Consider the following 9784-nt stretch of genomic DNA (forward strand, 5'->3'; position numbering starts at 1 on the left):
CCGAGCCCGGCCCTGGATATGGGGAAGACCCGCACCACCAACCCGCCTCCTGCGGCGCCGATATGTGTACATCCAATGAGGAATCCAGCACTAGGATCAGGTCCACGATCCCTCTGGTCGGTGTGGCGCCGTCACCACCAACTGATGGACCGGATCCGCGTGCTGTCGAAGGCCCTCGCGTTCTGGCATGCGCCGTTCCTGCTGCTGGTCGCGTTCCTGCCGTTCCCGACGGCCGTCATCGGGTCGGCGATCTCCCATCCGATGGCGCAGACCCTCTTCGCCGGCACGATGGCGGGCATCGTCTTCTGCGAGGTCGCCCTCAAGGAGGTCTCGGCGGACGCCGGTCTCGTCATCGGCGACGTCGCGGAGGCCCGTAGATACGCCAATGGTTCGTGGGCGGTGGGCTTTTGGTTCGTCCTGAGGCTCGGTCTCGCCTGGGTGTTCTCCTACGCCTACGTCCTGTGGTTCCTCGCGCCGCTGGCCGCCGGCTACGGCGGACCACTCATCTCCCGCCTGCGCACCCGCCATGGGGACCGGCACGACGAGGATGTTCCGGATGCCTAGCGACTCGCTCGATTCCCCGCGACGCCCGGTCCCAGATTCCGTCGGCCCTTCCGGTCGTGGTCGCCGTCCCGCGGACCTTCCTGCACCGGCACATCCGGCTCGACGCGCTCGGCGGGCAGAAGCCGCGGTCCCGGATCCGTCGTCGACGTGTTCGTGGTGGTGCTCGGACCGGTGCCAAGGAGGCGTCGCCTGGTGCTCATGGGCGAAGTCTCCCCCGTACACGGTGCTCAGCGCAGCGGCTGCCGGGCCATGTCCTTGAACCACAGCCAAGGTGAACGTGCACGCCCGCCGTGCACAGTGGCGCGCGGGCGTGGCTGAACGTACTGGACTCGGGACGATCGACACCGAGTCGGGAATCGACGCCCGGGTCCAGTCCATGTCAGCCGCCCAACAGGGGCGGCGGCCGCCTCAACGACGGCCGGCACTCACCCGCAACGGTTGGCGTGGTTGAAGTCCAGGACCACGCGCTCGGGGCTGTGCAGTTTGTAGACCTTGTACGTGGGTTTGGTCTGGAACGCGCTTCCGAAGGAGACCACCCCTTCGAAGTCTCCGGTCAGGGCGAGACCCTTGAGCTTGGACAACTGGATCTTCACCAGTCGGGGGCCCTTGTAGAGCGCATTGCCCGCGGCGTCGTGGCCGACCGCGGGAGAGAGCCTGATGTCCAGGAAGTACTTCCCCGCGAGGGGGACCTTCTTCCCGGAGGGATCGTAGCGAAGTGTCTTGACCGGCTTCACGCTGACGTGCGGGGCGCTGCCCCGGACGTCGATGACGAGCCGGTCGAAGGTGCAGTGCCCGGCCCAACGGGCGTTGACGACGCGCGCCGACGGCGGAGCCTTCGCAGATGCCTCCGGCCGCATGGCAGCGGAGGCGGGGACTGTGGTGCCGACTGCGGTGAGAAGGATGCCCGCGACGATTGCCGCACGGGATCGGTGATGGTGCATGACGCCCCCAGATGTTCCTGGTGAAGGGGACAGACGGTTTCACTAGGGAAGACATCCTCGGGATGCCAATGGTTGCACTGCCGGAGCCTTGTTGTTCTCCGCCGCGGATGAGCCGGGCCCTCGAGACTGCTCAAGTGCGGCTCCTCGGTCGGACCGCTGCTCCTGAAGCCAGGCCCGCCGCAGTGGATCGTGCCGCCTCGGGTGGTGAGCCGCGGCCGTTGCGTGCCCGACCCTGCGTCCCGGCCCTCTCTCGGGCCCGGCCCGACGTCCAGCGGGGTACCGCCGAGTTGTTTTGGTGCCACAGACCGGATCACGCGTCGGCAGCGGCCGCGCGTACGGCCGAGTAGACGGCCCTGGCGAGACGGGCACCCCACAGCGAGCGAGGACCGGCGAAGGCCTGCACCTCGTCCCCGGGAGACGGGCTGCGCGCGGCGACGCACACGGCGTCAGTGGGTGTGCCGGAGCAGTCGTATCCGGCATCGAGCAGAGCCTGCACCTTGGCTTCCGTAGCGGTACTTACGGCGTTGACCAGCGCAGCGTCACTCAGCGCCACCGGAAGCGCGGCAATGATGTTGATCGTGCCCGGCGCGACGGGCACGGGTACGCCCTCAGCCGGGGACGCGGCCCACCCCCTCACCCCCAGTCCGGCCGTGACGACCGCCTCGGCACCGCTGTCACGGGCGCTGCCGTGGAGGGCGACATCGGCGGCCGTCATCAGTCCGACCCCCGGCCCCTGCACGCCGACGGCAGCGGCCAGTTCGGCAAGGTGCCGGGCGGGATCGGTGCGCCGGTAGCCGTGGGAGACCTGGGCGTTCAGGACCCAGGCCCGCTCCTCGATACCTCCGCCGAGGACAGCGCTGCTGACCATCCGCCATCCGGCGCCCGCCCGCCAGAGCAGTGCTCCCAGCCGTTCGCCCTCCTCGATGCGGGTGAGCCGCCGCACGGGAATCAGACCGGCGGCGGAACGAGGTGGCGGGATGACGACGGTCACCGGGCTGAACTCCTTGCAGGGCGGGGACGGGCTGATCGTACGCGCGGCCGCCCGTGCAGCGGCGCGCCCACCGCTGCCGCACAAGGGGCGCGGCGCCCTGACGGAACCCGAGGGGACCGTCCCGCCCCGCGAGAGTCTCTGCGCCGCAGCGTCGAGGGAGGCTTCATCGTCATCCTCGCCGCACTGCCGTGCCGTCCCTGATCCTCGGCCTGCTACGGGGCCGGTGACGACCGGCCGTCCGACCCGGCCCTCCTGGCCGTGGCTGACCCGCGCGTTTCAGCTTCCGCCCGCACGTCGAAGGTGTGCGGAGAGATGGTGTTGCAGGGGCTGACCGACCGCTGCCAGGTCATGGAGGAAGTCGAGGGTGTTCTCGTCCGTCAGGGTGTACCGGCGGCGGGTGGCGACGACCTCCTTGGCCGTGGGGGCGAGCGCGACCTGATGAGTGGTGAGATCCACCGCGCGGTCGGCCGCTCGGCCGACGAGGATTTCCGCGACGCCGGTGGGCTGGGTGATCAGCGCCTCCACGTGTCCATCGGCCTGAATTCGCCACCAGCCGCTCTCCCGGGCCGATGGGCGCAGCGGAGTACCGTCCGTGTCCAGCAGCCAGGCGCGTGTCTCGTAGTGGAGGAAGGGCCGACCGTCGTGGCTGAAGGTGACCTCCTGCTCGTAGGCGAATTCCTCCGTGAGCGTCGGGTAGCTTCCGCGGCCCCGTCCGACCCAGGTGCCGAGAAGTCCGATCACCGGCGCGAGCAGCACGTGCGGCGCGGGCGCCTGGTCCGACCGGAGTGCGTCGGGGTACGGGTGCTTCCGAGCGGGGTCGACCATGACATGCACTCCTGGGTTGAGGCGGGTACTGCGTGGCAGCCTGGACTCCGGCAGCGGTTCGCTATCTGGCCTGGTCAGAGGCGTCGTTCGGAGTGTAGATCGCTGATGGTGTGTCAAGGGCGGTCTTGCCGGATCGCCCCTCCAACGAGTCCGACGAACAGCCGCGGAAGAACCCGGCTGAAGACCGGCCCTGAAGGGCCGATCACCCCTGCACCGGAACATGTCCGTGCCTGCGAGGGTTCGCCGTAGGAGCGGTGCCCGGCCGGAGCAGTCGTCCTACGTGTGACGGGCTCTTGTCCGCCGGATGCTGCGGACCCTGAGGCTGTCCACGGCCATGAGCAGTGCGGCCCCGGCCGCGGCCGCGAGCACGGTCGGGCCGGGGCTGTCGGTCCGGTGAAGGAGGTGCGTGGTGAGGGAGTACAGGAGCCAGCCCGCGGATGCGCCGACCGCGGCGCAGGCGACGACCGCGGTGCGGGCGCGGCGGGGTGGGGCCGTCGTGAGGGACCAGTGCCAGGAGAGCATGGGAAGGGCGAGCGCCAGGCTGCTGAGGAGGCAGATCACGGGAGCCATGAGAGGCCCGGGGAGCGGGAGCTCGTAGGTGAGGGCCTGGACGGCCGCGAGCAGCATCAACAGGCCGCCGAGGAAGGACGTCTGCCGAAGCGTCAGCCGGGCCTGGTGTTCGCCGAGGCGCGTGCTGGTCTCGGCTTCCGCGAGGGCGATGACATCGCCGGCCCGGGTGTGGGCGGCGGAGAGGTAGATCTCCTCCGCGCGCGCCTGGGCGAGGGTGAGGGCGGCCGTACGCAGGTCGTGGGAGAGCGGACCCCTGTCGGGGCCGGGGAAGTCCGCCCCGACCGCGGCTTCCATGTTGGAGGTGGCCACCTCAAGGGTCTGTGCGAGTCCGCGCAGTGCGCTCATCGATGCCGCCATGCCGCCCGAGGCACCCCGGAGCCGCCGCAGGTCGTGGCGCGCGCGGGAAAGGGCGTCGACGGACGGTCCGGCCGTGGAGTGATTCCAGCCAGTGGCGTCGGTGAAGAGCGAGTCGCAGATGCCCTCGACTCCTGTGCGCAGGTCGCGCAGCCCGGCCAGCCCGGACAGCAGCAGACGGCGTTCGTAACGCGTCTTGGCGGCGTGGACGAGGTAGCGGGTGAAGGGGACCAGGCCCGGTGTCGCCGAGCTCCAGAGCCAGGCATCAAGTTCCTCCTCCAATACCGGCGGTGCGAGAACGGCGAGCCTGCGCTGTGTCGGCGCGGCCTGGGGACCGCCACCGGGCAGCTCCCACACGAGGAAGCCCTGCCGGGCGCGCACCCCGGAGGCTCCCCAGTCCGAATCCGCCGGGGCCGGTATCTCGGGACGCATCAGCCGCGCGACGGCCGGGGGATCGGTCGGGGTGGCGGCCAGCCTGCACACCCGCTACGAGGCCACTGAGGACCCCGAAGACCTCGACCGGGCCGTCGCCCTGTGGCGCGACGTGGCACGGGACGCCGTCTCCGAAGGGCCGGACCACGTGGGCACCTTCCCGACACCTTCGTCTCCGTCCGCACCGTGCACCGGGATTTGATGATGGCTCCGTCCTTTTCGCTCAAGTTCGACGTCGAGGGCCGGTTCTTCCCGCGGCTTGTGTTTCGTCAGTGGGTCTTCGACACCCTCGCCCGCGCCCGGCGGAGTTGACCCCGGTGAGTGCCTTCCTACGGTTCAGGGATGAGTAACTCTGCGGCGGCTGCTGTCCTGACAACCCCCGACCTGACTGAAGCGGTACGTGCGGTGCGTACGTTGCCGGGCATCGCGGACATCGGTCGGGGAGAGGTCGACTTCGAAGCCGTGATCAGGTCGCCGGATGCCCTGACGCACGTACGTCACGACTGATCGAGGACCGGGAGAAGTCGCTGCCGCGCAAGCTCTCTCAGAGGTACCTCGGCGAGGACCCGCCGACCGAGCCGGAAGAGGTGCTCCGGCTCATCGTCCGGGTGACACCGCAGAAGATCACCGACTTCTCCGTCCGAGTCCCACGACCGCCTGCGTCAGGATCGGGCTCGGCATGGTCACACTCGCACGCGATCACGATCTACGGCTGGAGTACCAGGGCGTGCGTCGGAAGTGTTCTAGGTTGGCTCACGTGAATGCGCGGGGGCGAAGCTATCGCTACGTCGGTCCGGTCGAGCTGAGGGCTGCGGTCCGGCCTGGCAGCGGCGGGTGCCTGATCAACTCGGCGGCTGACTTCGGAAGCTGGATCACGGAACGATCGGTGGCGGAGCTGGCCGAGCCGTTCACCTTCGTGGTCTGCACGGACGGTGTGCTTCGGCTGGCGCCGCGACGAAGCGAGCACGTGGCTTGTGCCGGCGGAGACCTGGTTCTGAGCGCCGGCGAGATCGGCTTCACGCGCGAGGCGGACTGGTGGGTCGTGGGCGAGGTAAGTAATCACTCAACCGGGTACTGCCCGGACGTCAGCTCCTGGTCGGCAGTCGCTCGTGCTCTGGACGGCATAGAGCTCAGGCGGCCCTCCGGCTTCACCCATGAGGTGGTGTTCCGGCGGTGCCCTGGATGCCAGGAGCACAACATCGTGCGCGAGGACGCCTTCGTGTGCGTCTTCTGCGGCAGCGATCTGCCTGAGGCGTGGAACGTGGATCCCGCTGTGTGACGGCTGTGGGTCACAGCCACTCGTCGATGGCTGCGATGAGGACGGTCACCTCGTGGCGGACCGCGAGTTTGTCGGGTCGCGTAACGACAGCGTGGCGCCTCTTGAGTCGGCCGATCCCGCATGCCGCATGCCGCATGCCGCTCGAAGCTGACACAGCATGGCACCCAAGCGCAGTGCACCAGCCCATCGGCTCACGGGCGCTCGGACATGACAGGACCGGAACTCCGCCGGCAGCCATATGGACATCGCGAGAGACGACGTGCTCTGATGCCAGGACCGCTTTCCAACGATGAAAAGAGCGGATGAGGGCTACGCGGACCGATTATGCCCTGCACTGACGTCCCATCAGAACATGCCCGCAGTACAGAGGTTGACCGCAAGCGGGAGGCTGGATCCGGGTCCCGACCGGCATGGCGGAGAGGTGCCTCCCGACCGACAGCAGATCGGAGTTGCGCATGACGGCCGCTTCAAAGAGGCGACGGCTGAGATCCCCACGGCAGCGGGTATGCGTCGCCACTGCCCTCGCTGTCGCCGCCACCACGACGCTGACAGGTGCCGACTTAGCATCAGCTGACGGTACGCGCAGCCACCGCATCCCCACCGTCTCGTCCGGGGACGCCCGCTTCGAGATCCTCTCCCCCACGTTGATCCGCACTGAATACGCGGGCGACCGGAAGTTCACCGACGATCCGACGTTCAACGCCATCGGCCGCGACGGGTTCGAACCGGCCGCATACAGCGCCAGGACGTCCAACGGCTGGCTCACCATCAGCACAACCGCGATGAGTCTGCGCTACAAGGTCGGCTCCGGGCCCTTCGACGCCCAGAACCTCTCGGTGCATTCGACGGCGGGCGGCACTCCCGTGACCGCCACCCCCTGGCAGCGGCTGACCTGCGCGCTCGGCACACTGTGCGAGGCCGAGAGCCTCCAGCTCAACGGGCTTTCCGTCGCCTCCGACCACGGCGGCCACACCGGGACCGGCTTCACGGCGGGATTCGAAGGCACAGGCAGCTCGGCGACCGCTGACATCGATATCAAGGACGACGGCACCTATCAGCTCGACGTGCGCTACGCCAACTCCCGCGGAGGTGACGGCCAGACCCGGACGCGCACCTTGACGCTCGCCGTGGACGGCGGCGCTCAGCAGACGGTTTCTCTGCCGACCACGGCGAACTGGGACACCTGGAACGTCGCCACGGCAAGCGTCCGACTCGGCGCGGGTCACCACACGCTCTCCCTGACCCGGACGGCCTCGGACTCCGGCAACGTCAATCTGGACAGCGTCGCGCTCGTCCGGCCCGGCGAGGCATACCCGCCCACCTCCAGCACCGCGATCACGGACTGCCTGTACGGCACGAGTTGCGAGGCGGAGGCGGGACGCATCGGCGGCTCGGCGGTCCGCGCCGCCGACCACAGGGGATACGCCGGCAGTGCCTTCGTCGGTGAGCTCAACCAAGGATCGAGTCTGACGACCCATGTGGTCGGCGTGCCCGCCGACGGCGTCTACACCCTCCGGGTCCGCTACGCCAACGGCGTCGGTGGCGACGGTCTCCACCAGGCCCGCACCGCCACCGTGTCCGCCGCCGGCACCGACACCACCTTGTCGTTCCCCGCGACCAAGGACTGGGGCGATTGGCAGTCGGCCTCGGTGCCCGTCACTCTCGCAGCGGGCCCGAACGACATCACCCTCGGCTGCCCCGGCGCGGCCAGCTGCCACATCAACGCGGACACCGTCTCGGTGGCCGCCCCGACGGCGGCCGCTCCCCCGCCGCACATCGCGCTGGGCGGATACCGCCGCGGTCTCGACGGCGTGACCGGCAACGAAGACTCCCTCGTCACCACACCCGGCCTGCTCAACCAGGACGGCTGGTATCTCCTCGACGACACGCCGTCAGCGCTGTACGACACCACGACGAAGAAGCCAGAGCCCCGCCCCGGCCATGGGGGCGCGCCCTACCAGGACGGCTACGTCTTCGGCTACGGACACGACTACAAGCAGGGACTCGCCGATCTGGCCTGGCTGACCGGGCCGCCCGCTCTGCTGCCGCAGTGGGCTTACGGCGTCTGGTACTCGGAGTACATCGACCGCACCGCCGCGGACTACCAGAACACCATCCTCCCGGCGTTCCGCTCCGAGGGCACCCCGCTGGACGTCCTGGTCACCGACACGGACTTCAAAGCCGTGAACAATTGGAGCGGTTGGGAGATGGATCCCGCGAAGTTCCCCGACCCCGAGGGCTTCTTCGACTGGTCCGCTTCCCAGGGACTGCACAACACACTCAACGTGCACCCCAGCATCCTCGCGTCCGACCCCCAGTTCGCCCAGGCGCAGGCCACGGCCAAGGGCAAGCTGACGAAGGGCGGCTGCGCCTCGGGCGCCGGCGTCGAGGACAACTGCTACACCTTCGACTTCGGCGACCCGGACCAGCTCAAGGCGTACATGGACCTGCACCGGACCATGGACCGGCAGGGCAACGACTTCTGGTGGCTCGACTGGTGCTGTGACGCATCGCAGTCGTCGCTGCCGGGCGTGACCCCGGACGCGTGGATCAATCAGCAGTACGCCACCGCCAGTGCCGAGACCCTCGGCCGCGGATTCGTACTCTCGCGTGCGTACGGCTCGTTGCAGGCGGCCGGGTACAGCGGCCAGCAGGGGCTGCCGACCGGGCCGTGGGCGGACAAGCGCACCACCGTGCACTTCACCGGCGACACCTCCTCGACGTGGGGCACATTGAAGCTGGCGGTCGGCTACACCCCCGGGGAGTCCGCCGCGACCGGGATGGCTGCCATCACCCACGACATCGGCGGACACAACGACACGACAGGGCTGACCGGTTCGGAGACGTACACCGAGGGCGGGCAGACCCGCACGACGCACAAACTGCCCGACGACCTGTACGCCCGCTGGGTCCAGTTCGGTGCCTTCCAGCCCATCGACCGCCTGCACAGCAACCACAGCGACCGGCTGCCCTGGCAGTACGGCACGGCGGCGCGGCAGTCGGCCGACAAGTTCCTCAATCTCCGGGAGAACCTGCTGCCTTACACCTACACGCTCGCCGAGGAGGCGAACCGCACCGGCGTGCCCATCGTCCGCCCCACCTACCTGGAGTACCCCGACGAGCCCGAGGCGTACGCCGCCGCGAACAGCGAGTACTTCTACGGCTCCGACGTGCTGGTCGCCCCCGTGACCACGCCGGGCACCTCTGCCACCACCTCGGTGTGGCTCCCGCCCGGCCGGTGGACCGACTACTTCACCGGAGAGACCTACACCGGCGGGGTCACCCGAGAGGTGACCACCGACCTGAACTCGATGCCGGTGTTCATCAAGGCGGGCGGCATCCTGCCCACCCGCACCCACAACGTGTCCAGCAACGACCGCAACCCCCTGACCGACGTCACGCTCACCGTCGCCGCCGGTGCGTCGGGGTCGTTCCGCCTCTACGAGGACAACGGCTCCAGCAAAGAGAAGAGCCGCAGCGCCACGACGACCATCCGGTACCGGCAGAACGGTTCGCACCACACGGTGTCGATCCGTCCGGCGAAGGGATCCTTCCGCGGTCAGGTGAAGACGCGCCGGTGGACGCTCTCCCTGCTGGGAACGCAGGCACCCACCAAGGTCTCGGCCACCGGCGTGCGACTGTCCCCGCACGCCTACCACTGGGACAGCACCTCGAAGGTCCTGACCATCACACTCCCACGCCACAGTGTGCACAGCCCGATCACCGTCACGTACTAGTGCCGCGACAGGCAACGTTCGCCCCGTCGCGACTCCCGGCACGCACTCTCGCCGCACCGGCCGAAAGCCCAAGTACATCCAGTACGAGGAC

At 69.1% G+C, this 9784-nt stretch carries 7 protein-coding genes; 3 read left to right on the forward strand and 4 right to left on the reverse strand.

Features of this window, described 5'->3' with window-relative positions:
* The first annotated feature begins 144 nt into the window (after nt 1–144).
* Nucleotides 145–564 (forward strand): hypothetical protein, encoded by a 420-nt coding sequence (locus ACFWBT_RS38660; RefSeq protein WP_385708219.1) that lies wholly within the window; start codon nt 145–147, stop codon nt 562–564.
* 425 nt (nt 565–989) lie between these two features.
* Here ACFWBT_RS38660 and ACFWBT_RS38665 read toward each other — a convergent pair whose 3' ends face one another.
* From ACFWBT_RS38665 to ACFWBT_RS38680, 4 genes are all read right to left on the reverse strand, one after another.
* Nucleotides 990–1505 carry a hypothetical protein gene (locus ACFWBT_RS38665; RefSeq protein ID WP_385708222.1) on the reverse strand — a complete coding sequence of 172 codons (516 nt, stop codon included), beginning with the start codon at nt 1503–1505 and terminating at the stop codon, nt 990–992.
* Nucleotides 1506–1815: 310 nt separating this feature from the next.
* On the reverse strand, nt 1816–2496 hold the full coding sequence (locus ACFWBT_RS38670; protein ID WP_385708225.1) for an adenosylcobinamide amidohydrolase: 681 nt from the start codon (nt 2494–2496) through the stop codon (nt 1816–1818).
* 276 nt (nt 2497–2772) lie between these two features.
* Complete coding sequence (locus ACFWBT_RS38675) at nt 2773–3321, reverse strand: FABP family protein (protein WP_385708227.1); 549 nt, start codon at nt 3319–3321, stop codon at nt 2773–2775.
* Between the two features lie 276 nt (nt 3322–3597).
* A complete protein-coding gene (locus ACFWBT_RS38680) occupies nt 3598–4728 on the reverse strand; it encodes a CATRA conflict system CASPASE/TPR repeat-associated protein (protein WP_385708230.1) in 1131 nt (376 codons plus the stop codon).
* Nucleotides 4729–5434: 706 nt separating this feature from the next.
* Here ACFWBT_RS38680 and ACFWBT_RS38685 point away from each other — a divergent pair.
* Nucleotides 5435–5956: a hypothetical protein gene (locus tag ACFWBT_RS38685; protein WP_385708233.1), complete on the forward strand. Its 522-nt coding sequence runs from the start codon at nt 5435–5437 to the stop codon at nt 5954–5956.
* Between the two features lie 455 nt (nt 5957–6411).
* Nucleotides 6412–9693 carry a TIM-barrel domain-containing protein gene (locus ACFWBT_RS38690; protein WP_385708236.1) on the forward strand — a complete coding sequence of 1094 codons (3282 nt, stop codon included), beginning with the start codon at nt 6412–6414 and terminating at the stop codon, nt 9691–9693.
* The last annotated feature ends 91 nt before the right edge of the window (nt 9694–9784 follow it).

Origin of the sequence: Streptomyces sp. NPDC060027, from assembly GCF_042737005.1 — a bacterium.
Lineage (GTDB): Bacteria > Actinomycetota > Actinomycetes > Streptomycetales > Streptomycetaceae > Streptomyces.